Raw genomic sequence first — 22,450 nt, forward strand, 5'->3', positions numbered from 1 at the left:
GGTTTGATGGTCATGGTCGTTCCTCGATTTGAGTGTGAGACCGCTTGTTTAAGCAGCTTTTCGTCCGACCAACCTACGTGCCGTTAACCAAATAGTTGCATGCATTATCTTGATAAAAGTCAGCGCAATATGAATTTTTTCGAAAGCTGCATCTGATGTAGAAGATGATGTGTAACTAGTCTTTCGTGCAATTATTTCGCTATGGGCGGGGCATCGAGCATTTGAAAGCAGACACGGATATCGGCCTTCAACGTTTCGCTGAGAGATTCCTAGAATTCGCAAGCTACTTGCTAACGCAGCCTGAGCCTCGCAAGTTGCAGATCCAATGAACTAGGCTACCAATTGGCAAAGGCTTCTATCCGGCAGGACTATGAAGAAGGTAGGATAAGTCTTCCTAGTGTCGTAGATCGCGCTCTTCCCTTCGCAGCTATCGACGGAGCTGGCGGATGCAGACGACATCAGGCGCATCGTTATGACTGACAACGCGGATCGCAATGACCCGGATGTGTGGGGCAAACGCCTCCCGCGTCCTTCCAGCGACGGACATAAATACGACCGCGGTTTCGTCGCGATTTTCGGCGCGGTCGAGCTTACGGGTGCGACCCGTCTGGCCGCAGGTGCCGCGTCGCGCATCGGTGCGGGCCTCGTCGGCGTGGTCGCTCGTGAGCGAGGCGATGTGTACCGCGCAAGTCTCCTCCCCGACATCATGGTCAGCGACGTTCTGCCGCAGAAGGCGAACGTCCTGCTCGGCGGGCCGGGCGGAATAGCCGACAATGAAAAAGCGACCATGCTTAAGGCGTCGGAGATGGACGCGCGTGTGTTCGACGCCGGAGCTATCCCACAAGAGCGACAATTCGGGGGGCTCGATCCGAGTTGCATCTTCACTCCGCATATCGGCGAGTTCGAGCGGAATTTCGGCGCGCTCGAAGACGGACCGGTCGCTGGCGCAATCAGGGTCGCACAGCAGAGCAATGCCGTAATCGTCCTCAAATCCTCGCGCACGGTCATCGCTCATCCCGATGGGCGCAGCATCGTGAACGAGCATGCAAGCCCCTATCTGGCCAAGGCAGGAACCGGCGACGTGCTGGCCGGCATGATTGCCGGCCTCGCGGCACAAGGCATGCCTTCCTTCGAAGCAAGCTGCGCTGCGGTATGGATGCACGGCGAAGCGGGGAGGCGTATCGGGCCTGGTCTTATAGCGGGCGACATCGTGGAAGGACTGCCGAAGATCCTGAAGGACCTGTTGTAGCGCGAACCGGAGGGGCGGTTCATAGCGGGTTTGACCGCAAGGAGCAGGACGCACTTCATTTAGGATGTTGGCAAGACGCATGGCAGGCGCCGGGAGATTTCCGGCTTTTGAACGCGAGCCCATATGATTACTCTTTTCGACATCTTCCGTCGCAGAATGCGTGGAAAATACGCCAATTGCTGGGGCTCATGGGGGTAGCTTACAGACAGGAGTTCGTGAGCATCTTCGAAGGCGAGGGCCAAGCGGAAAGCTTTCTTAGGGTCAATCCCTGGGGAGCGGTTCCGGCAATCCGGCTGGAGGATGGTCGCGTAGTATCCGAGTCCAATGCGATCTTGTGGTATCTGGCGCAAGGGAGCGAGTTCTCACCGGAGGATGCCTTCGGATCAGCCAAGGTCCAGCAATGGCTTTCGTTCGAAATCGATTATATTCAGAATTCGGTCGGCAGCCTGCGATACTGGACACTGACCGACAAGCTCAAGGGCCGTCCAGCGCAAGTCGTCGCCAGCAAGAGGGCGGTTGCCAGTCGGGCTCTTTCCGTCCTCGATCGCGAATTCGCCCAGCACCCCTTCATCCTGGGCAATACTTTGACAATCGCCGACATCGTGCTGTTCGCCTATGCCCATCTTGCCCAGGACGCGAACCTCGACACGCGCGACCTTCCGCATTTCAGGCTTGGATAGATCGCTTTCGCTACGAATGCTCGTTCTGCAACGAAGTCCACCCCTACACGCTAGACCCGCATTCCTTGGGCGAACTTTAAGGCGTGCTTTGCAGGTTCTTAAGCCGGTATCGACGGAGAACCCATTGAAAGCGATGCGCCGCCTGAATACACCGCAAAGAGGCGCTTGCTTTCTCGCAGGAAGCTTGGAATGTGGTAAGGAACGTGAGCGTCAAAATCTCCTTCTTTATCGGTCGGGCGGATGCTCGGCATTTGGCGGGCGGTTAGCTCGCCCATGACAAGCGTCGTCGCCTGTTTCGGTGAGGTCCTTCTGCGCTTTGCCGCGAGCGACGGTGCAACCCTGCGCGACACGACGAAGCTGGATGTGCATGTCGGCGGAGCGGAGGCCAATGTGGCCGTTGCGCTGGCCAATCTCGGCATAGCGACACGAATGATCTCGGCGTTGCCGGACAATCCGCTTGGAACGCTGGCATTGAAAACCTTGCGGCGAGAAGGCGTCGACACTGCGTACCTCGCCACGGGCAAAGGACGCATGGGCACTTACTTCCTGACCCCTGCGGCCGGATCGCGCGGAGGCGAGGTATTATACGACCGGGAGGGGAGCGTTTTCTCGTCCGGCGATGCTGTGAGCCCGACGGCTCTGCACGGCGCGACCCACCTTCATGTGTCCGGCATTTCTCTGGCGGTAAGTTCGACGGCTTCCGCGACGACCCGCGCCTTGACGAAGGAAGCGAAGCAACGCGGGCTTACCTTGTCGTTCGACGGCAATTACCGGCCTTCATTATGGCAGGCGACCGGTCGCGACGGGCGAGACGAGATTGCCGAAATGGTTGACATGGCCGACTTGTTCTTCGGAAATTACAAGGATGCCTCATTGCTTCTCGGTCGCGAATTTTCCGGCGAGAACGGGTCACGGATGCGTGAGGCTGCGCTTGCTCTGCTGAATGAATTTTCTTCGCTGAAAGCTGTGTCCAGTACCGCCCGGCATATCGAGAATGGCACCACGCACCGCATCTCCGCGCGGATCGATAGCCGCAACGCTTCCGCCGAAAGCGAGGAGCGAAGTCTGACCGGCATTATCGATCGCATCGGCACGGGCGATGCCTTTGCTGCGGGCGTGTTGGCGAACTGGCTGGAAGACCCTGAAGACTTGCAATCCGCAGTTGATAGCGGTTTGGCGCTTTCGGCCATGAAACATTACGAACCGGGCGACTTCTGCCGCGCGACGCGTCCCGAATGGAAGGCCGCGTTGAAAGGGTCGGAGGACGTTTCGCGTTAGCGTTCCGCTTGCCGCTGGAGCTCTTGTCGCGTCCCTACCAGCTCAATCTTTGTCGATGTCGACAAACCCGTTCGATCTTCAATTCGGCGCGATGCCTGAATAGTCGGCGCCGTACACCGCATCGCGGATATCGTGGTGAAGCGGATTGTCGAACGGCACCTTCTGCGTCGCGAAGACGACTGCCATGTCCTGCGCCGGATCGACCCAGAACAGCATCGAGGGATAGCCGTCCCAGAAGAACTCGCCGACCGTTCCGCGATTCTCTTCCGGCGCTTGCGGGGGCGCGGTACGCACGAAGAAGTCGATGCCGAAGCCGCCTGTGCCTTTGCTCGGTAGCCAGGAGCGGTTCTCCGCCGTTATCCTCGGATCGAGCACGTCGGTCGCCATCAGGCGGACCGTCGCAGGTTCCAGGACCCGAACGCCGCCAAGTTCGCCTTCGTTCAGCAGCATTCGCGCGAAGCGCATGTAGTCGTCGACCGTCGTGACGATCCCCGACCCGCCCATCGTCATCGGTTTGCCGGCGAAGTTCGGCTCCAGCCATTCCTCGCGCGGCATCGGTTCGAGGTCTCCACTCGTGCCGACGACATAGATTCTGGCAAGCCGCCCAAGGTCCGCCTCGCTGCGCTTCCATCCGCTGTCATCCATGCCGAGCGGGGTGAAGATATTCGTATCCACGTAATCGGCAAACGCCATGCCGGACAGGACCTCCACCAACCGCGCCTGGACATCGACGCCTGCCGAATAGTTCCAGCGCGTACCCGGATCGGATAACAACGGAACCTGCGCCATCTTCTGCGAGAATTCGGCCAGAGTATTGTCCGGCGAAAGGGGCTGCAGGCGCGCCCACACCGTATCCGCCGGAGCGTCCGAACCGCCATAGGTGAAGCCCGCCGTATGCCGCAGCATGTCCCGCACGGTTGGCGGGCGCGACGGATCGCGAAGCACTAGATTGCCGCTGTCGTCCAATCCGGTCGCGACCTTCAGCCCCTCATATTCGGGCAGATACCAGGAAAGCGGATCGTCGAGACCGAAACGACCTTGCTCCCATAGTTGCATGAGCGCGACGCCCGTCACCGGCTTCGTCATCGAGAATATCTGCACCAGCGTATCGCGGGTGAATGGCCGACCGTCCTCGCGCGATGCGTATCCTGCATTCTCGAAACAGGCCTCTTGCCCGTCCTTCCAGACGAAAGCGGAGGCTCCGACCGTTCGCCCTTGCGAGACGGCGCTATCGAGAAAGCTCCCGATCCGCTCGCAATTGGGCGAAAACGAAGCGTTCGGAGCTTTGGAAGCGGAAGGAACCGTCGCACATCCGGCGAGGGCAAATGCAGCAATAAGGGTCGCACCAAGCAATCTCATACCGAAAATCCTCTCTTGCGAGTCAGTGACCGCGCGCCTCGCCCGCCCCGCGTGGTACGCGAATGGAATCGACCAGTTTTCTTACGTGCGCCGGCGGTGCGGTGGTCAGTTTGGCAACCGCGACCGCGACGGCGAAGTTGATGACCATGCCGACCACGCCGATCCCTTCGGGCGAGATGCCGAACAGCCAGTTTGCCTCGATATTCGCCGCCGGATTGGCGAGCTTGAAATAGGCGATATAGGCAAAGGTAAAGAGCAGGCCGCTTACCATCCCGGCAATTGCGCCCTCCTTGTTCATTCGCTTCGAGAAGATGCCGAGGAAGATGGCCGGGAACAGGCTCGCCGCAGCGAGGCCGAAGGCGAAGGCGACCACCTGCGCGACCCAGCCGGGGGGATAGATACCTAGGTATCCCGCCACGACGATGGCCGCTGTCGCCGCGAGCCGGGCTGCCAGCAACTCGCCTTTCTCGGAGATGTTCGGGCGGAAGGTCGATTTGAGGAGGTCGTGACTGACGCTGCTCGATATGACGAGCAGCAGTCCTGCGGCGGTCGACAATGCAGCGGCAAGACCTCCGGCGGCGACGAGCGCAATGACCCATCCGGGAAGCTTCGCGATTTCCGGGTTGGCGAGCACCATGATGTCCTGATCGACATAGACCTCGTTGGCGGATGCCGGGTCGGGCGCATTGGTCACCAGTCGCTCTCCCGAGGGGCCAGTGTCCTCGCTATATTCGGGCGCGCCGGTAAAGGCAGTTCCCGCTGACAACTGCATGACCCCGTCCGCATTCTTGTCCTGGAACGCGATTAGGTCGTTACGCTCCCAGTTCGTGAACCATTCCGGCGCCTCGTCGTAGGGCGTACCGTCCACCGTCTCGACGAAATTGAGGCGGGCGAAGGCTCCGACCGCGGGCGCAGTCGTGTAGAGCAGCGCTATGAATACGAGCGCCCAACCGGCGGATTTGCGCGCATCGCTCGCTTTGGGCACGGTGAAGAAGCGGACGATCACGTGCGGAAGGCCTGCCGTTCCGACCATCAACGCAAGCGTGATGCAGAATACGTCGATGATGGATTTGGAACCGTCGGTATAGGCGGCGAACCCCAGGTCCTGCAGGACCAGATCGAGCTTCTGCAAGACGTAGAGCCCGCTCCCGTCGTTCACCTGCGACCCGAGGCCAAGTTGCGGAACGGGATTGCCGGTAATGAGAAAGCTGATGAAGAACGCAGGAACCATATAGGCGAAGATCAGGACGCAATATTGCGCAACCTGCGTATAGGTGATGCCCTTCATTCCGCCGAGCACGGCGTAGATGAAGACGATCCCCATACCGATTACGATGCCGAGCGTAATCTGGACATCTAGGAAGCGGCTGAACACGATGCCGACGCCGCGCATCTGTCCGGCAATATAGGTGAAGCTGATGAAGATGAGGCAGATGACTGCGACGACGCGCGCGGCCTTCGAATAATAGCGCGTACCGATGAAGTCGGGAACGGTGAACTGGCCGAACTTGCGCAAATAGGGCGCGAGCAGCAGCGCCAGCATGACATAGCCGCCCGTCCAGCCCATCAGGTACACGCTCCCGTCATAGCCGAGAAAGGCAATGAGACCGGCCATGGAGATAAAGCTCGCCGCACTCATCCAGTCGGCAGCCGTCGCCATGCCGTTGACGACCGGATTGACGCCGCCGCCTGCGACGTAGAAGTCGGAGGTGGAACCGGCACGGCTCCACAGGGCGATGCCGATGTAGAGGGCAAAGGACAGGCCGACGAACAGGTAGATTAGCGTCTGGGTCGCCATGATGCTCAGTCGTCCAGATCGTATTTGCGTTCGATCCGGCGCATCTTCCAGACGTAGAAGAAGATGAGGCCGATGAAGATGTAGATCGAACCCTGCTGCGCAAACCAGAAGCCGAGCGGGTAGCCGCCGATCATGAACTGGTCGAGAAAGCGACGGAACAGGATGCCGGCACCGAAAGAGCAGATGAACCAGATCGACATCAAGGTGATGAGCAGGCGCACGTTCTCGCGCCAGTATGCCTCATGACGCTCGCGCACCTCCGCTTCCCGCGCGGCTTCGTCCTCTTCCAAAATGCTCCCCCCTCTTTAGTCCGACCATTATCTTCGCAGACGTTATTGCTTATGCGAATGGCGGGCAAGCTGTGGCGACAGCTATCGCCCACATTATGCGAAATGCGCTTCGTCGGTGGCTCGCCATATTGCGTAGGCGCCACTTCTACCAATTGCGAACTCGATTTCTATTAATCGGACACGAAGGGCATTTCTGGGGCTTGCGCGCCGCCGCTCAAGCGCATGGCGCGGAAGGCATCAAGGCCGCAATCCGCGCTGGCTTCGACACGATCGAACACGCCAGCTTCGTGGACGAGGAAGGTATCCGGCTCGCGAAGGAGCACGGTACCGCCCTCTCGATGGATATCTACAATACGGAATACACGCTGTCGCAGGGACAGGCGGACGGTGTTCTTGAAGAGAATCTGGCGAAGGAGCGCATGGTCAGCGCGGCCCAGCGCGAAGGCTTCCGCAACGCCAACGCTGCCGGGGTCAAGATGGTCTTCGGCTCCGACGCAGGCGTCATGCCGCACGAGGATGTCGGTGGGCAATTCGCCGTCATGGTCCGCTTCGGAATGACGCCGTTGCAGGCAATCCAGGCTGCGACCCGTAACGCCGCCGATGCGCTTGGTCAGTCGGGAGAGGTCGGCGTCATCGCGCCCGGAGCATGGGGTGATCTTATCGCGGTCGAAGGCGATCCTTTGAGCGATGTCGGCGAACTTGTGCATGTCGATGCTGTCATCAAGGCAGGCCTTCGGATCAAATAGGACGTCGCTGTTGTGCCAGTAGGCGATGCCCGGCGGATGATCGCGGAGATGGCTCCGGTGCTCTCTCGCACCCACTACGTGTTCGCGGAGACGAAAGATGATCGGCTGCTCACTCACGCTTTTGAGCAAGCTTTCGCGGTAATCAGGGAAAACGAGGCGACTACACTCGTTCTATCGATCGTCGAGGCTGGCAAACTTGGAATTGACGCCAAAGAATTGGTGGAGTTTGCGCGAATTACACTCAGCGTCCATTCCGACCTCGAAGGGGTCGGTCTGACCGCCGCTGTCTGCACCGAACTCGCTCGCTGCGGCATTGCTTGCAACGTTATCGCGGCCTCACGGCACGACCATATCTTTGTGCCTGCCGGCGCAGGTGAAGAGGCGGTCGAGCGGCTTGAACAGCTCGCGAAAGACTGGGGTAGGGACTGAGCCTCGAAGGCCTACGGTGTCTCGGTGTCGTCTGAGTTGCTCAGCTCTGGCTTGCCGCCGCAATCCATTCGTTCAGTGATGACGTCAGGAAACACCGAGACGTAGCGGGAGCGATAAGGTTCGACCGGTTTGGGAACGACACCGACCCGAATTACGCGACGCCGACATGATCGTATCGGATGCCTTCGAAGCGATAAGTGGCGGAGACGGAGGGATTCGAAAGCATCTCATAGCTAATTGTTTTCTAAATAATAGAAAGGGACGGTCTAAAACTCCTATCCCGTTCCATACCCCTGTACCAACTAGCGGATTGCGCGGTCTAAATGATCGGGTCTTTTAATCCTCGCCGTTCCATTCATCCCGCATAGTGCTACTGATAGCGCTTAAGATCCTGGCAGCTAAGCGCTTCAATTGCAGCCATTCAGGCTTAACGGATTGATTGCCCAAAGCAGACGAACTTCGTTTCGATTGCCGCACGATCCAAAAAATCAGTTCAGGCCTTCCGGACGCGCAAAGTTCTGCCGTTATCACCCACATCTGTTATAATCCCGCCCTGGCGATACCGTGGCAGTCCGACGATAAGATGCGTGTGTGAGCCGGCTTGCGGCGTTTTATGCTCTCTCCGCTCTCGCAGATCGAGATCGACGAGGAGGGCGTCTACGACAGGAGTGTTGGACGCCCTTTTTTCTCACGCAGAAGACGAACGTGATAATCGCGAAGAGCGCAGGAGGCCTGCTTTCGATTCGCGGGAAAAGCTGGAGTGGCTTGGACCATCAGTTCGTGAGGTTCGGGTTCGTCGCAATCAAGGTCCAGGGTGTTCTATGTTCATAACTTCGCGCAGCTCATTGGAATCCGGCGATCGCGGCAACAATTCCCGTCGGATGCGTTTCGCCTTATGGCGAAAGGAACCGAAGATCGTTGAAAGAGAACCATCCCGCGCTGATGACATAATCCATCACCGACCGGCTAGGGAAAAGACCCGGCCGCGCCCCGGATTATAAGGCGGAGAGCCGGGCGTTGGAAGCGCTGGCGAAGGAGCTGGCGAAGCGACCTAATAATCTGCTTCAAAAATTGGCCGAAACGATTGTCCAGCTTGGTATCGGCGACTCTGCCGGCGTCAGCATCGAAGAGAAGGCAGATGTTCGCCAGTTCCGTTGGGTGGCTCTTGCCGGTGTCTGGAGTAAGCTGCGTGGCAGCACTATCCCGTTCGATGCTAGCCCGTGCGGGCTGGCAGTCGGGCGCGACGAGCTGCTGCTGATCGAAAGCCCGGAAAGGTTTTTCGCGGAGGCGCAAGTCGAGCCCCTTATCCATGAAAGCCTTCTGTTGCCGTTCCATGTGGATGGCAGGCCGGTCGGCACGCTCTGGGCCAACGCGCATAACCCCACCCGAAAGTTCGACCGGGAAGATGCTCGGCTTCTGAGGAACCTGGCCCGCTTCGCCTCCGCTGGGTTTCGGACCGTCAAGGCACTGGAGGAAGCACGGGCCGGCAAGGACGAGCTTGAACAGCGGGTCGCAGCGCAGGTCGCCGAGATCCAGGCCGGCGAAGAAAAGTACCGCACGCTGTTCGAGAACATGGGCCAGGGCTACGCCCTAGGTGAGGTAATCCGCGACGCCAACGGGCGCGCTGTCGACCTGCGCTACCTGGAGCTGAACCCTGCCTTCGAGCGGCTGTCGGGCATCCCGGTGGCAGAAGCGCAGGGACGCACAGTGCGCGAAGTTTACGAGACCGTGGAGCCCGAGTGGATCACGGGACTAGCACGCGCAGGATATCTCTCTCCTCCAAGAGGTCGCGAGCCGCGTTTTTCCGCCCATCGAGCGCGCGCGGGCGGAGGCGGCGCTGCGCGAAAGCGAGGAGCGGCAGGCGTTTCTCCTAATGTTAAGCGACGCGCTGCGACCGCTAACCGACGCCCTCGAAATTCAGGAGACTGCGACGCGCCTGCTGGGAGAGCATCTCGACGTCCGCGCCGTCAATTACGGTCTCGTCGAAACGCTAGACGGGGTAGACCATTACGTCATCGATCGCGCCTACGTTGCGCCCGGCCGACGCTCCACCGTGGGCCGCTGGCCGATCACCGACTTCCCCGGCTTCACCACTGTCATGCACGCGGGCGAGACGATGGCGGTCCACGATGTGGCCAACGACCCGAATTTGATGCCGCGAGACAAGGCGGGTTTAGCCTCGACCCAGACCCCCGCGTTCGTGATGGCGCCACTCGTCAAGAATGGGCAGCCAACGGCGATGCTCTGCGCCGTTGAGGACAGGCCGCGCAAATGGACCAACGCGGAAATTGCATTGGTGCAAGAAGTAGCCGAACGCACTTGGGCCGCGGTCGAGCGCGCCAGTGCTGAAATGGCGTTACGTGAAGCCGAGCAACGCCTCCAAGTATTGATGGAAGGAATTCCTCAGCTCGTATGGGGTGCGGTGGAAGATGGTCGTTGGACCTGGGCAAGTCCGCAATGGACGGCATTCACAGGGCAGGAGGAGCGGGACAGCCACGGTTGGGGTTGGCTCGATGCGGTACATCCCGATGATCGCGAGCGGGCGCAGGAGGCATGGGCGAACGCGGTCGAGCGAGGCGAGTTCCAGACCGATTATCGCGTTTGTCACGCGAGCGAGGACCGCTATCGCTGGTTCCAGACCCGTGCGACCCCAGTTCGCGATGCATTGGGGGCGATCATCGAATGGCTCGGCACATCGACCGATGTCGATGATCTTCGCGAGTTGCAGGAGCGCCAGCGCGTGCTGGTCGGGGAACTCCAGCATCGCACGCGGAACTTGCTGGGCGTCGTCCGTACAATGGCAAACCGCACCGGCGATACAAGCGATGACTTTCCCGATTTCCGTGTCCGGTTCCAAGACCGACTTGAGGCCTTGGCGCGGGTCCAGGGGCTATTGTCGCGCTTGAGTGACGACGATCGCGTGGCTTTCGACGAACTGATCGAGACCGAGTTGAAGGCCATGGACAATTCGGACGGTCAGGTGACGCTCGACGGCCCGCGTGGCATTCGCCTGCGGTCAAGCACGGTGCAGATGCTCGGAATGGCGCTCCATGAATTGGCTACGAACGCGGTCAAATACGGCGCGTTGAGCAAACCTGACGCCCGGCTTGTGGTCCGGTGGCATATGGACCCACCGGACCGCCGAGGACGCCCTTGGCTGCGCATCGACTGGCGCGAGAGTGGCGTTCGCATGCCGCCGGCTGGGGTCGCGAAGCTGGGCACCGGGCAAGGGCGCGAGCTTATCGAAGGCGCGTTGCCATATCAGCTCAGCGCCGAAACGAGCTTTGAACTTGGTCCCGATGGCGTGCATTGCGCCATTGCCATCCCGGTGTCGGCGAGCAACGTCCAAGCGGAGAGCAGCCATGCCTGAAGAGAAGTTCTCCGGATTAGCGATCTTGATCGCTGAGGACGAATACTATGTGGCGACCGAACTTGCGCGCGAACTCGCTCGTGCCGGGGCAACCGTGATCGGACCTGCCCCCTCGGTGGACAAGGCGCTCGATCTCAACGGGTCGCATGCGCGCATTGACGCTGCGCTTCTCGACGTGAACCTTGGGGGAGAGATCGTGTTCTCGGTCGCCGACTTGCTGCGCGAGCGACACGTGCCTTTCCTGTTCGCGACAGGCTACGACCGCTCGATGATCCCACCACGGTTCGACGACGTAGTAAGGTGCGAAAAGCCGGTCGGAGCGGATAAATTGGGTGCCGCGTTAGCCAACGTTCTATCTGGCAAATAAAAGGGCATCATTTACTGGAAAATTATAGCTTAGCGGCTGGATAGTCCCCTGCCTGCCGTCTCGAAGTTGAATCGGAGGCAAGGTCGGAAGCGACTAGGCGCAACTCTGAACCACGGCACCGGCGACCTTGAGCATGTCCATACTCATTCATCGCCGTTTCCTCGAAACTGTCTGCAAAGGGACATTTGCGGGACGGCAGCTTCTCACGCTCGATTGGCCAGAAGCTGCCAATCAGCTGTCGGCCCAAATCGAGCCAAAGCTCAAACCATGTTGCTGGGACGTACGAGCCGATCGAAAGTCTGGGCGTCGACTAGCCCGAGGTCCAGCCCGGCGTCTTTCAGTGTCGTGCCATTCTTTAAGGCGTGCTTGGCGATCTTGGCAGCGTTGTCGTAGCCGATCTCGGGCGCCAGCGCAGTGACCAGCATCAGCGAGCGTTTGACCAATTCGGCTATCCGCTCTTCGTTTGGCTCGATCCCGACAACGCAACGCCGTGCAAAGCTATCCATTCCGATCGCAAGCAGTTCGATCGAGCGCAGGACGTTCGCACCGATTACCGGCATGAAGGTATTCAATTCGAACTGGCCTTGCATCCCGCCGACCGTGACGGCCTGATGGTTGCCAATCACCTGGGCGGCGACCATCGTGAGCATCTCGACCTGCGTCGGATTGACTTTCCCCGGCATAATGGAGCTGCCCGGTTCGTTCGCCGGTAGCGAAAGTTCGCCAAGACCCGATCTCGGCCCTGATGCGAGCAGCCTTACATCGTTGGCGATCTTGTTCAACGCCACGGCCAACGTGTTCAGCGCGCCCGAAAAGGAAACGAGGCCGTCCTTCGCTGCAAGCTGTTCGAACGCGTTTTCAGCCGGCCGGAACCTCTCGCCAGTAATTTCGGACAGCGCCGCTACCATATCGTCGCGCCAACCTTGAGGGGCATTTAGCCCTGTGCCCACGGCTGTCCCGCCGATTGCGAGGACGCTCAGGTCCCGCTCGAGCGAATTTTCGATACGGTCTCGGCAACTCGCAAGCTGCGCGGCATAGCCTGAGAATTCCTGTCCGAGTGTCAGCGGCGTTGCGTCCTGCGTATGGGTACGGCCAATCTTCACGATATCGGAAAAGGCGCGGGCTTTGGTATCGAGCGCTGAATGAAGCGCATTCAGCGCGGGCAAAAGCTGCTGCCGCGAAGTCAATATGGCTGCGATGTGCAAGGCCGTAGGGAAACTATCGTTGGAGCTTTGCGATTGGTTGACGTGATCGTTGGGATGGACAGGTTGTTTGCCGCCCCGCGTGCCAACCAGATTGTCGTTCGCGATACCGGCGATCACCTCATTGACGTTCATATTGGTCTGCGTGCCGCTGCCGGTCTGGAAGATCGTAAGCGGAAACTGGTCATCGTGATTGCCGGCTCTCACTGACTTTGCAGCCGCCTCGATCGCATCGGCCAGCTTCGCATCAAGGCCATGCTTGCGATTTATCAGCGCAGCAGCCTGCTTCACCGCTGCTTGCGCATGGACGATCTGGATCGGCATGCGCTGGTGGTCGGGGAAGGGAAAGTTCTCCAGACTGCGCTGGGTTTGCGCGCCCCAATAGGCGGATGCCGGAACTTCGATCGGGCCGATGGAGTCGGTTTCCGTACGTGTGTCGCTCAAGAAGACGCTCCAAGTTTCTTTGGCTGATAAAGCTCGAGTTTTGGCCGTAGCAGAGAAATATTGCCATTTCTTCCGCAAGCGATGGTATCAAAAGATCGCGATCATTTTTTGGCATGCCTAATGATCGTAACGTCCAGCACGTGTGAAGGATGTGTACGGCCAACTATCGCGACCTTACAATCCGCATCTGTGATCACTTTAAAGCGCCCACAGTTTCGATCCCGCCCAAAGGACGGAGACGGCGTGATCATCGTCGTCACGGAGGTTGAATTGCGCCCCAAGCAAACAAGGATCAAGGGAACCGGGGCGTGGGAGGGGCCGTAGGATATTCATTTCCTTCAGAAAGCCGAAAGGTTGATATGCGCAATCAGTTAAACTTGAAGCCCCTTAATAAGCAGGTTCTCGTAATTACCGGAGCGACCTCCGGACATGGCTTGTGCACCACTCAGATGGCCGCGAAACAGGGCGCCAAGGTCATGCTTGCGGCGCGGGACGAGAAGGCGCTCGCCGAGGTTTGCGAGGACATTCGCCGCCAGGGCGGGACGGCTGATTATGTAGCTACCGATGTTTCGGTCGAAGCGGAGGTACAGCGCCTCGCCGACCAGACAATCGAGCGATTTGGCGGCTTCGACACTTGGGTCAACAACGCAGGTATCGGCGTCTACTCGCAGGTTCTCGATCTCGACATAGACGATCACCGCAAGGTTTTCGAGACCAACTACTGGGGCGTCGTCTACGGTTCGACCATCGCTGCCCGCCACCTGAAGGACAAGCCCGGCGGCGGCGCGCTGATTAACATCGGCTCGATCAATTCGGATATTCCGAGTCCGATCCTTGCGTCCTACAATGCCTCGAAACACGCGGTGAAGGGCTTCACCGATTCTTTCCGGATCGAACTGCAAATGAACGAGCAGCCCGTTTCCGTGACCCTCATTCAGCCGAGCGCGATCGGCACTCCGTTCCCGCAGCACGCACGCAATACGACCGGATACGAGGCGCGTTTGCCCAAGCCAATCTACGCTCCTGAAGTCGTAGCGCGCGCGATCCTCGATGCGGCGGAGCACCAGCGCCGCGACGTCGTGGTTGGCGGAGCCGGCAAGTTCCAGATACTTGGCGCCGGGGTGCTTCCGCGTGTGTTCGACAAAATCGCTACCACTATGGCGGATAAACTTGTCGACAGAAGCCAGCCTATACAGGATCGGGAGGGGAATCTGTACGATCCGCAAGGGAATGACGGCGATGTCGAAGGTCGCCAGCACGGCAGACATTTCAGCGTTACTACTGCCGTGGGCCGTCATCCATGGACCGTAGCGGGAGCCTTGCTGAGCCTTGTCGCCGCGGGATTATGGGCTACGAAGGAAGCGCGGTGGAGATCCTAATTCTTTGTCCTCGCGGACATCGGCGGAGGATGCGGACAACTTATGCGTTAGCATAATTCGCAGAAGCGTCACAAGAGAGATCGGATAGAGGCATGGCCGATTGGATCCGGAGCCTGATGGAAAACGGTGGGTGTCTCACCATCGCCCTTCTCATGTTCCTCGAGAACGTCTTTCCGCCGATCCCATCTGAAGTCATCACGCCGCTCGCCGGAAGTCTGGCGACGGACGGACAACTGGGCATTGTCGCTGTGATCGCCGCCGGATCCGCCGGCTCGGTTGCTGGAGCGCTGCTCTGGTTCGCAATCGGCAAGATGACGGGCGACAAGCGGCTGAAGGCTTGGAGCGCAAAGCATGGCCGTTGGGTTACGCTTAGTCCGGAGGATATTAGGAAGGCGGAAAACTGGTTCGAGAAGCACGGAACGAAAGCGGTGTTTCTTGCCCGGCTGGTGCCGACCCTTCGAACGCTCTTAGCTATTCCTGCGGGGATCTTCGCCATGCCTCTGTTGAAGTTCATTCCTCTTACCTTCGCGGGCACGCTTCTATGGGAGGGCGCTCTGGCGTTTGCCGGCTACCAACTCGGCGACAACTATCAGCAGATTGAGCATTATCTCAACCCGATCACGACCGGCATATTCGTGATACTTGTTCTCTACTATCTCTACCGGGTTATCACGTTTCGATCAGACAAAGCGTGACCGTGTACTTTTGCCAGCGAGGTATGCGAGACATCCACAAATGCACCGAGTGCGACCTCAAGCGCGTCGAGGCTCCGGTGAGAAGCACATCGCGTCATGATGCAGCGTCTTTCGTCGGCCGGGTCGGGGGTTAGTTTCTGCTGACGATCCTCGCCCTCGCGTTGCTGCCTTCGCTCGGTAATCTCATTGGTATCGGGCTTGCCGAATGGCGGCGGCCGCCCGAGTGGCTCGTGGGCGGCGCGCTTCATGCCGCGGCCGGGATCGCCACAGCGGTCGCTGCGATCGAGCTCATCCCGCGTTCACAGGACCGGATCGAAACCTGGATGCTGGCTCTCGCAATCATCATCGGGGCTGTAGGTTCTGCCGGCATCGCGAAGGCGACGCGGGGGATCCGGGCGCAGATGAGCAATGCTGCCGGCCGCGCTACCACCTGGGGCGCTTATGCGGCGGTCGGCGTGGACCTCTTCACCGACGGCCTGATGACCGGGGCGGGCGGCGCGGTCGCGCAGGAGCTAGGCTTGTTGCTTGCCCTGTCGCAAGTCGTCGGCAATCTCCCGGGCGGATTCGCGATCGCAGCAAATTTCCGTTCCGCGAAGATAGCGCGCAGCGTTCGGTGGCGCGCGTTTGCCATCTATCCCGTTCTGCCGGTGCTCGGCGGATTCATCGGTTATCTCGTGTTGTCCGATGCGGGCGATATCCTGACCGGCTTCGTCCTTGCGCTGTTCGCGGGCCTGCTTCTCACCGCGACGATCGAGGACATCGTGCCCGAAGCAGACCAACCGAAAGCGAAACGCCGTATCTCAAGCCCGGCATTCGCGCTCGGCTTCGCAGCCCTGCTGCTGACCTCTGCTTATCTGGACTAAAGCGTCAACCGACGATCGCTGGGAGCACGCTGTAGACAATGCCGACGGCAGAAATCGCAATGCCGAGGCCCGGTATGCTGGTGAGTGAGACGGTATCCGAGCGCCGCCATAACCAGACCATCGCGCCGAGTGCCGGAACCGTGAGAGCTGCAGCAATCCAGCGAGCAGCGGGCTGATCGGGGAAGGTGCTGCTCGCTGCCCAAAGAAGCGAGAAATGCACCGCCCAGACGCTCAGTGCGAGCGTCGGGGTCAGCCAGTCGATCGCATTGCGATAGTCGCGCAATTTCTCAAACCCCCGGAAACAGACGGACGACCAGCGCGATCGCGAGGCCCTGTAGCGCCGCATAACCGATGAAGCGCACTACGACGTCGAGCGTGACACTGGCTGGTGCGACCAGCAGCCCCTTGCCGCTGCGGTAGCCGAGATACAGCGCCATGATGAAGGCGACCACAACGACACAGGCCTGGAACGAAAGCAGCGCGAAGACGGCCGCGCCCTGCCCGCTGGCATCGGGCTCGAGCCCGGCGCCGGTCCATCCCGTCCAGTCCCACCATATCGCCACCGAAAGCAGGGATGCTCCGATCGTGGCCATTAGCCAAGGCCCCTGACCGGGAAACGTCTTCTCGGGTTTGGATGCGAGTATGCGCCGCGACAGCCACGCCGAACCGAACGCGAGCAGCAGAAGCGTTGAAATCCCTCCGGTCTGCGCCACTGCGGGCGGAGCGATCCAGAACTGCGGGTTGATACCATAAAGATAAAGATAGCTGAAAATACCCATGAAGGCGATCATGCCCATCACGACGATGAGGGTATTCAGCGCCCACCAGCCGTGGCTCGACGGACCCGTGATTGCGATCGGGACGACGATACCGCCGCCGATATCGGCCGTGTCCTGCTTGATCGGTCGGTCGGTTTCCCACAGCCAGCGCAACACGCATCCCACCGCGACCACGCCGCTGAAAACGGAGAAGGCGTAGGCCTGCACCGTCAGGGCGAGGAAGAAGGCAGCCGTGAAGACCGCTGCGCTGATCGGCCAGGGCGACGGGCCCGGCATCAGTTGCAGATACTGCGGTTCTGCGTTGATGGGGCTGGTGATGATCGTTTCGCGCAGGCCGGTCGCGCTGTTGGGCAGGAAGTAGCGCCCCTCTGCCACGTCGTCGCAGATGTTCGGATCGTCCCACAGCGGCTCGCGGCTTTTTACGAGCGGGATGGAGCGGGTCGAGTACATTCCCGTAGGCAGCCATTCGAGCGTGCCACCGCCGTAAATATTCCCTGCATCGTCGCTCGTCGTGAAACGAAAGTTCCGGGCGAGGTCGACGAGGAAGACGATTACCCCCGCCGCGATAATGAACGCGCCGACCGTGGAGATCAGGTTGAGCAGGTCCAGCCCCCGGTCGGGCAGATAGGTATAGACCCTGCGCGGCATGCCCATGAAGCCGGTCAGATGCATCGGCAGGAAGGTAACGTGAAGGCCGGTGAACATCAGCCAGAAGACCCATTTCCCGAGCCTTTCCGACAGCGCGTTCGTCGATGTCATCCCGACCCAGTAATAGAAGGCCGCGAACATCGGGAATACCATGCCGCCCAGCAGCACGTAATGGAGATGCGCGACGATGAAATAGGTGTCGTGCGCTTGCCAGTCGAACGGGACCATGCCGACCATGACGCCGGTCAGACCCCCCATCACGAAGATCGTTATGCTGCCGACCACGAACAGGGCGGGCGTCGACCATTTGATCTTTCCGGCCGCCAGCGTCGCGATCCAGCAGAAGACCTGAATGCCCGCTGGCAGGCTCACCGCCATGCTCGCGGCGCTGAAATAGCCGGTGGAGACGCGCGGCATGCCGGTTGCGAACATATGGTGTGCCCATACCCCGAAGCTGATGAAACCGGTCGCGACGAGAGCCAGTACGTTGAGGCGGTAGCCGACGAGTTCGGTGCGCGCGATCGTCGCCACCATCATGCTCATCAGGCCGGCAGCGGGCAGAAAGATGATGTAGACTTCGGGATGGCCGAAGAACCAGAACAAGTGCTGCCATAGGAGCGGGTCCCCTCCGCGCGTCGGATCGAAGAACGGCCAGTTGAACGCCCGTTCCAGCTCCAAGAGCAACGTGCCGAGAATTACGCTGGGAAAGGCGATGACGATCATCACCGCGAATACCAGCATGGCCCAGGCGAACATCGGCATCCGGTCGAGCGTCATGCCCGGCGCGCGGGTGCGCAGGACGCCGACGATGATCTCGATCGCGCCGGCAATCGCGCTGATCTCGATAAAACCGATCCCGAGCAGCCAGAAGTCTGTGTTGATCTCGGGGCTGTAAGCGATGGAAGTCAGCGGCGGATACATGAACCACCCACCATCGGGCGCAAGGCCGACAAAAATGCTGGCAAAGAAACACAAGCCTCCGACGAAATACGCCCAGAAGGCGTAGGCGGAGAGGCGCGGAAACGGCAGATCGCGGGCCGCCAGCATCTGCGGCAGCAGCATGATGCCGATCGCCTCGACCATCGGTACGGCAAACAAGAACATCATCACCGTACCGTGCATGGTGAAGAACTGATTGTAGGTCTCCTGCGGCAGGAAATCCTGCAAAGGCGCGGCAAGCTGCACCCGCATACCCAGCGCAAGAATACCGGCGAGCAGGAAGAAAAGGAACGCGGTCGCGACGTAGAAGAAGCCGACGTAGTTGTTGTTGACGACCGTCAGTAGCCCCCAGCCCTTGGGATTGTCCCAAATGCGTTCGAGTTCCTCAACCTCGCCTTCCGGGCGGGGTCGATGCGTCGGGAAAAGGCGGTAGAGTTCGTGGTCGAAGCCGGTCTCGGACTCGTGCCCTTCCATCGCGGCGCGCGTCCGGTCCAGCGGACTGCTGCTCATCTCTGCTGCTCGAGCCAAATAGCGATGGCCTCAAGCTCTTCTGCCGAAAGCATGTCGTAGCTCGGCATACGGTTGCCTGGTTTGATCGACTGGCTGTCGCCGATCCAGCCAATCATTGTGCCGCGATTGTTGGGCAGAATGCCTGCACCCAATGTCAAGCGGCTGCCGACGTGTGAGAGGTCAGGGCCGACGAGGCCGTTCGCCTGCGTTCCTGCAACGCGGTGGCAAGCTGCGCAGCCGCTGTCCATGAACAGCTGCCGTCCGGCGAGGCTCGCTCCTCTTTCTTGTGCTACCGCGGGCCGCACCTGCGGAACCGTTCCCGGCACCTCCTGGTCGGCCAGTTCCGGTCGCGCAGCCCTTCGCCCCGCAAGCCACGCCCTCCAGTCCGCTGGCTCGTGGGCCACCGCGACAAAACCCATCAGGGCGTGCGGACCGCCACAATATTCGGCGCAGACACCGCCAAAGCGGCCGGGCCTGTCGGCCTGAATCACGAGTTCGTTCAACCGGCCGGGGATCATGTCTTCCTTGCCCGACAGGTTCGGCACCCAGAAGCTGTGGATGACATCCGCACTCGCTAGCTCGATCACCACCGGCCGGCCTACCGGAAGATGCAGCTCGTTCGCATCGCGCATGACTACGTCGCCGTTTTCGTCAAGATATTCGACCCCGAACCACCACATGTAGCCGGTGACGCGAACCCGCATCGCATCTTCGGGCACAGGCTCGGTCAAGGACGCGGTAAGCGTCAGGCCCCAGACCAGCAGGCCGGTCAGCACGACGCCCGGAAACGCGATGCCGCCGATCCAGACCGCCTTTTCGCCGCCCAGCCTGGCGCGCCAGCGCTCCGGTCCCTTGATGGCAACGTAAAGCGCGGCGACGACGATCCCCGTGACTACAACGCTCATGCCGATCAGCACCCAGGCGAGGATCACCACGCTATCGGCATAGGGCCCCGCGGGATCGAGAACCGGCGGCGGCCAGCCCCACCACGCGTCGAAAATATCGGAAGCAGCACTACTCATCGTCGAGACCATAGAGATAAGCCGCTACATCGCGAGACTCTTCTTCGGAGAGCGGCATGGCGGGCATGGTGGAACCAGGCTTTACCGCAGGCGCATTGCGCACGAAAGCGGCGAGATTTTCCGGCGTGTTGGGAACGGCTCCGGCAATCAGGCCGATATCGTCGAACCCGCGCAGCGAGGGTCCGAGGCGACCTTCCGGCCAGTCGATGCCGGGAATTTCGTGACAGGCGGCGCACCCAGTCCGTTCGATTGCGGCAAGCCCCCGCTCCATATTCTCAGCATCCGGAACGTAGCGTGGTCCGGGCGGCTCCTTGCAAGCCGCGAGACACAGCAAGATCGCCGCGACTGCGCGCCTTCGGTGCCTACGCAAATTCACGGTCGCTTCCGCATTGAGCGGGAACCGCCAAGGCAGCGCGACTGTTCCCGAGGCGATGCGCAAGCCGTCCGCGATTTTTGCGAGCCTCATTCTCGCGACTGCTCTTTCTGCTTGCAGCGAAGCGGAACCGTCTACCGGCCGGTACGAGATTACGGGCGAGGTCATCGCGCTCAGCGGCGGGGACGCCGGAGCGCGCGGTGCCTGCGTGACCTGTCACGGGCTCAACGGTCAGGGGAACGGCAATCACGTCCCGCGAATAGCCGGGCTCGATCCGGGATACCATCTGCGGCAACTTGAATATTTCGCCGAAGGGCAGCGCCGCCATCCGCAGATGACATGGATTGCCGATCATCTCGACTGGCCGGCACGGGAAAAGGTGGCGAATTACTACGCTTCGCTTCCTGTTCCCGATGACGCGGCGAGCGAGCCAAGTACTGAGAATTGCGGCGCTGCGGAGCTCTATCAAAGCGGTGATCCTTCGCGGGGCCTGCCCTCTTGCGCGAGCTGCCACGGTAGGGATGGCGCCGGCATCGGCCAAGGCAACCCGCCGCTGGCCGCCCAGCCGGCGCCATACCTCGAAGCGCAACTGAAAGCATGGGATGCGGGCGAGCGGTACGGCGATCCGAACAACACGATGACGCGCATCAGCCAGCTTCTGACGGAGCAGGAGATGGCTCGCCTGGCCGGCTATAGTTCGGCCCTCCCGGGTGCCAGTGGGTATCCGGCACCTCCGGCATCATGCCCTCGAACACGTCGTCTCGATCCCAGAAGTGGTGCTTGATGGCCGCTAGGGCGTGCGCCGGAATGAGCAGGGTCAAAAGGATAACGCAGGTGACGTGAACGTCCATCGCTGCCTCCAGCACCCAGTACTGCAACTCGGGCGAAAAATCCTGGAACGGCATAGCAGGGACGGGAACGATCCCGGCTAAGTAAAGGTCTCTGGCGGGATAGATCGCCGACCACATCGCCCAGCCCGACAATGGCAGAAGCGTGAAGAACAGATAGAAGATCGCGTGGATCGTATGCGCCACGACCGAGCGCCAGCCCTTGTTGTCGGCATCGTTGATCGGACCTGGCACAATCAGGCGCCATAAAAGTCGTAGGGCGCCGAGCAGCAGCAGCGTCAACCCGATCTCGGAATGCAACTGGTAGGCGTCGAGCTTCTCCGCACCGACGAGATACCGCTGCATCGCCCATCCGGTGAACAACTGCCACGTGACGAGCGCCGCCATGATCCAATGAAAGGCAACGCCGACCGGCGTGTATTTTCCGCGGTTGCGATAACTGACCGACCATTCCTGCCATTGCTGAATCCACGGCTTCATCGGACAAGCGTCGGTTGCATCGAACGGTATAGCATGGTCAGGGCAATCAGCAGGTAGGCGCCAGAGGCAGGGGCCCACATTATTAGTCCGGCGACTTGTTGGTCCTCCAGCGGCGTCCATCCCCAAGCCTGTGTAGATTGGAAATGGGGAGCGTAGAACGCGCGTCCTGCAAAGGTAAGTAAAGCGCCTAGCGCTCCCATCTGCACCATCGTCGCTAGCGTTGCTGCGACCGCCGCTGGAGCATTCGCCTGTCGCATGGATGCCCACCAACAGGCGGCGCTGGCCGTGATGCTTAACTGCATCATCCAGAATATCGCATCATTCGAAAGCGCCGCCGCATAAGCCGGTGGCGCGTGCCAGAACCAGAAGACAAGCGCCTGCGCTCCGGTGAGCAGTTTCAGGGAGGCAGGCCCAATACGCCTCTCGAGCGCCAGGCTATCGACCAGCAGCGGGGCGAGAAGCAACGCCAATGCGGCGTGGTGGATGGCGCGAACCGTGAAGAGAGCCGACCCAAGCGCACATAGCGGCGAGACGAAGAGAGCGAGAATGACGAGCACTGCACCAAACTGGCTGCTTTTCGCCTCTGGCGCTCGCCGCCATGCGAGAATTAAACCGCCACCCAATATAGCCAACAGCAACGGATCAAAATTCCAACTCCCGGCCCAGCTTTCCGGACTGGGCGCAACCCCACAATAAGGGACC

General features: G+C 60.4%; 20 protein-coding genes and 2 pseudogenes. 12 read left to right on the plus strand and 10 right to left on the minus strand.

Annotated features, from left to right (window positions below; genetic code table 11):
• The first annotated feature begins 472 nt into the window (after positions 1-472).
• From GRI38_RS00005 to GRI38_RS00015, 3 genes are all read left to right on the plus strand, one after another.
• Positions 473-1,249, plus strand: a complete 777-nt coding sequence (locus tag GRI38_RS00005; protein ID WP_160681003.1) for an NAD(P)H-hydrate dehydratase — start codon at positions 473-475, stop codon at positions 1,247-1,249.
• Positions 1,153-1,929 carry a glutathione S-transferase family protein gene (locus GRI38_RS14185; protein WP_272916416.1) on the plus strand — a complete coding sequence of 259 codons (777 nt, stop codon included), beginning with the start codon at positions 1,153-1,155 and terminating at the stop codon, positions 1,927-1,929. Before GRI38_RS00005 ends, GRI38_RS14185 begins: the two co-directional genes overlap by 97 nt.
• Positions 1,930-2,202: 273 nt before the next feature.
• A complete protein-coding gene (locus GRI38_RS00015) occupies positions 2,203-3,207 on the plus strand; it encodes a sugar kinase (RefSeq protein WP_160681004.1) in 1,005 nt (334 codons plus the stop codon).
• A gap of 78 nt (positions 3,208-3,285) precedes the next feature.
• Here GRI38_RS00015 and GRI38_RS00020 read toward each other — a convergent pair whose 3' ends face one another.
• The 3 genes from GRI38_RS00020 to GRI38_RS00030 are packed head-to-tail and all read right to left on the minus strand — an operon-like array spanning position 3,286 to position 6,654.
• Positions 3,286-4,566, minus strand: a complete 1,281-nt coding sequence (locus GRI38_RS00020) for a serine hydrolase domain-containing protein (RefSeq protein WP_160681005.1) — start codon at positions 4,564-4,566, stop codon at positions 3,286-3,288.
• A gap of 22 nt (positions 4,567-4,588) precedes the next feature.
• Positions 4,589-6,364, minus strand: a complete 1,776-nt coding sequence (locus GRI38_RS00025; protein ID WP_160681006.1) for a sodium:solute symporter family protein — start codon at positions 6,362-6,364, stop codon at positions 4,589-4,591.
• Positions 6,365-6,369: 5 nt separating this feature from the next.
• On the minus strand, positions 6,370-6,654 hold the full coding sequence (locus GRI38_RS00030) for a DUF4212 domain-containing protein (RefSeq protein ID WP_237487279.1): 285 nt from the start codon (positions 6,652-6,654) through the stop codon (positions 6,370-6,372).
• A 95-nt stretch (positions 6,655-6,749) separates the two neighbouring features.
• On the opposite strand from GRI38_RS00030, the gene GRI38_RS00035 reads away from it, so the two are divergent.
• From GRI38_RS00035 to GRI38_RS00055, 5 genes and pseudogenes are all read left to right on the plus strand, one after another.
• The gene (locus GRI38_RS00035) at positions 6,750-7,400 is read left to right on the plus strand and encodes an amidohydrolase family protein (RefSeq protein ID WP_237487388.1); all 651 of its coding nucleotides are present in this window, start codon (positions 6,750-6,752) and stop codon (positions 7,398-7,400) included.
• Positions 7,401-7,436: 36 nt separating this feature from the next.
• Complete coding sequence (locus tag GRI38_RS00040; protein ID WP_237487280.1) at positions 7,437-7,829, plus strand: ACT domain-containing protein; 393 nt, start codon at positions 7,437-7,439, stop codon at positions 7,827-7,829.
• Between the two features lie 1,071 nt (positions 7,830-8,900).
• Positions 8,901-9,548: pseudogene (locus GRI38_RS14305) on the plus strand (GAF domain-containing protein); the annotation flags it as partial.
• 154 nt (positions 9,549-9,702) lie between these two features.
• Complete coding sequence (locus GRI38_RS14000; protein ID WP_237487282.1) at positions 9,703-11,199, plus strand: sensor histidine kinase; 1,497 nt, start codon at positions 9,703-9,705, stop codon at positions 11,197-11,199.
• Positions 11,192-11,566 (plus strand): response regulator, encoded by a 375-nt coding sequence (locus GRI38_RS00055; protein WP_160681008.1) that lies wholly within the window; start codon positions 11,192-11,194, stop codon positions 11,564-11,566. The genes GRI38_RS14000 and GRI38_RS00055 overlap by 8 nt, the downstream gene beginning before the upstream one ends.
• A 260-nt stretch (positions 11,567-11,826) precedes the next feature.
• Here the strand turns inward: GRI38_RS00055 and fumC are convergent, their stop codons facing one another.
• Positions 11,827-13,212, minus strand: coding sequence for a class II fumarate hydratase (gene fumC / locus GRI38_RS00060; protein ID WP_160681009.1), 1,386 nt, complete (start codon positions 13,210-13,212; stop codon positions 11,827-11,829).
• Between the two features lie 359 nt (positions 13,213-13,571).
• On the opposite strand from fumC, the gene GRI38_RS00065 reads away from it, so the two are divergent.
• From GRI38_RS00065 to GRI38_RS00075, 3 genes are all read left to right on the plus strand, one after another.
• Positions 13,572-14,591, plus strand: a complete 1,020-nt coding sequence (locus GRI38_RS00065; protein ID WP_160681010.1) for an SDR family oxidoreductase — start codon at positions 13,572-13,574, stop codon at positions 14,589-14,591.
• Positions 14,592-14,683: 92 nt separating this feature from the next.
• Positions 14,684-15,286: a DedA family protein gene (locus tag GRI38_RS00070; RefSeq protein ID WP_160681011.1), complete on the plus strand. Its 603-nt coding sequence runs from the start codon at positions 14,684-14,686 to the stop codon at positions 15,284-15,286.
• A 161-nt stretch (positions 15,287-15,447) separates the two neighbouring features.
• Positions 15,448-16,149: a ZIP family metal transporter gene (locus GRI38_RS00075; protein ID WP_160681012.1), complete on the plus strand. Its 702-nt coding sequence runs from the start codon at positions 15,448-15,450 to the stop codon at positions 16,147-16,149.
• A 4-nt stretch (positions 16,150-16,153) separates the two neighbouring features.
• Here GRI38_RS00075 and GRI38_RS00080 read toward each other — a convergent pair whose 3' ends face one another.
• Genes GRI38_RS00080 through GRI38_RS00095 form a run of 4 tightly spaced genes read right to left on the minus strand, consistent with a single transcriptional unit; the run spans position 16,154 to position 20,513 of the window.
• On the minus strand, positions 16,154-16,432 hold the full coding sequence (locus GRI38_RS00080) for a hypothetical protein (protein WP_160681013.1): 279 nt from the start codon (positions 16,430-16,432) through the stop codon (positions 16,154-16,156).
• Positions 16,433-16,436: 4 nt separating this feature from the next.
• On the minus strand, positions 16,437-19,025 hold the full coding sequence (locus GRI38_RS00085; RefSeq protein ID WP_237487283.1) for a cbb3-type cytochrome c oxidase subunit I: 2,589 nt from the start codon (positions 19,023-19,025) through the stop codon (positions 16,437-16,439).
• Positions 19,022-20,047 (minus strand): cytochrome c oxidase subunit II, encoded by a 1,026-nt coding sequence (locus tag GRI38_RS00090; protein ID WP_160681014.1) that lies wholly within the window; start codon positions 20,045-20,047, stop codon positions 19,022-19,024. Before GRI38_RS00090 ends, GRI38_RS00085 begins: the two co-directional genes overlap by 4 nt.
• On the minus strand, positions 20,040-20,513 hold the full coding sequence (locus GRI38_RS00095; protein ID WP_160681015.1) for a c-type cytochrome: 474 nt from the start codon (positions 20,511-20,513) through the stop codon (positions 20,040-20,042). The genes GRI38_RS00090 and GRI38_RS00095 overlap by 8 nt, the downstream gene beginning before the upstream one ends.
• A 241-nt stretch (positions 20,514-20,754) precedes the next feature.
• Here GRI38_RS00095 and GRI38_RS14380 point away from each other — a divergent pair.
• Positions 20,755-21,054 (plus strand): annotated as a pseudogene (locus tag GRI38_RS14380) (c-type cytochrome); the annotation flags it as partial.
• Positions 21,055-21,067: 13 nt separating this feature from the next.
• Here GRI38_RS14380 and GRI38_RS00105 read toward each other — a convergent pair.
• On the minus strand, positions 21,068-21,748 hold the full coding sequence (locus tag GRI38_RS00105; protein WP_160681017.1) for a cytochrome b: 681 nt from the start codon (positions 21,746-21,748) through the stop codon (positions 21,068-21,070).
• A complete protein-coding gene (locus GRI38_RS00110; protein WP_237487284.1) occupies positions 21,745-22,380 on the minus strand; it encodes a cytochrome c oxidase assembly protein in 636 nt (211 codons plus the stop codon). Before GRI38_RS00110 ends, GRI38_RS00105 begins: the two co-directional genes overlap by 4 nt.
• Positions 22,381-22,450 lie beyond the last annotated feature (70 nt).

It is taken from the genome of Parapontixanthobacter aurantiacus, from assembly GCF_009827635.1.
GTDB lineage: Bacteria > Pseudomonadota > Alphaproteobacteria > Sphingomonadales > Sphingomonadaceae > Parapontixanthobacter > Parapontixanthobacter aurantiacus.